The 1,134-nt window shown below is 71.3% G+C and carries 1 protein-coding gene; it reads right to left on the reverse strand.

Annotation, left to right across the window (positions count from 1 at the left end; genetic code table 11):
- Positions 1-1,134 (reverse strand): Do family serine endopeptidase (locus FKV24_RS01830; protein ID WP_141480986.1); only part of this gene is annotated, 1,134 nt, incomplete at both ends.

The raw sequence follows: 1,134 nt of genomic DNA on the forward strand, positions 1-1,134 counted from the left end.
CGGCCTCCAGGCCGAGCTGGCGGCGCTGGGCGGCGCTGGGCGCCTGCACGGTCAGGCCCAGCGGGTTGCCGGAGGAGGCCTGCGCACCGTCGTCCTCGTCCGGGCCGGTCGGCGCAGCACTGGCGACCTCGCCTTCCAGCGCGCCGAGCACGACCTCGACATCGCGCTTGTCGCCATCCCGCACGACGCCCAGGCGCACCCGGGTGCCCGGGGCCTTGGCGCCGATCAGCGGCGGCAGGTCGGCCGAGGTATTGACCGGACGGCCATCGACGCTGCGGATCACGTCGCCGACCTCCATGCCCGCCTTGTCGGCGGCGCTTCCGGGGCTGACCACCGACACCAGCGCGCCGCTGGTGTTCTGCAGCCCGAAGCCGCGCGCGGTCTCGGCATCGATCGCCTGCACCTGCACGCCGAGCAGGCCGCGCCGCACCGAGCCGGTCTCCTTCAGCTGCTCGGCCGCGTTCATCGCCAGGTCGATCGGGATCGCGAAGCTCACGCCCATGTAGCCGCCGGAATTGGAGAAGATCTGCGAATTGATGCCGATCACTTCGCCGCTGGTGTTCAGCAGCGGGCCGCCGGAGTTGCCGCGGTTGATCGCCACGTCGCTCTGGATGAACGGCACGTACTGCTGGCCGGAATACGGGTTGCTGCGACCGACCGCACTGACGATGCCGGCGGTGACCGAATGGTCGAGCCCGAACGGCGAACCGATCGCGACCACCCACTGGCCGGGCTTGGTCAGGCCGGCATTGGCCGCGCGCAGGAACGGCAGCCCCTTGGCATCGATCTTGAGCAGGGCGACGTCGTACTGCTCGTCGCTGCCGACCACCTCGGCCTCCATCTCGCGCCGGTCGGACAAGCGCACGGTGACCTTGTCGGCGCCATCGACGACATGGTGATTGGTCAGCAGATAGCCGTCGTCCGAGATCAGGAAGCCGGTCCCCAGCGAGGTGCCGCCGCCGCGCGGGCCGCCCGGCCCCGGCTGGCCCGGACCACCGGGAGTCGGGAACTGGTCGCCGAAGAAGCGGCGAAAGAACTCGGGAATCTGGTCCTGGCCGGGCGCCTGCCCGCGGGCGACGCGACGCGGGGCGATCTCGGCACTGACATTGACCACCGCCGGTCCGACCCGCTGCA

This window comes from Marilutibacter maris (assembly GCF_006546735.2).
In the GTDB taxonomy this organism is placed as follows: domain Bacteria; phylum Pseudomonadota; class Gammaproteobacteria; order Xanthomonadales; family Xanthomonadaceae; genus Marilutibacter; species Marilutibacter maris.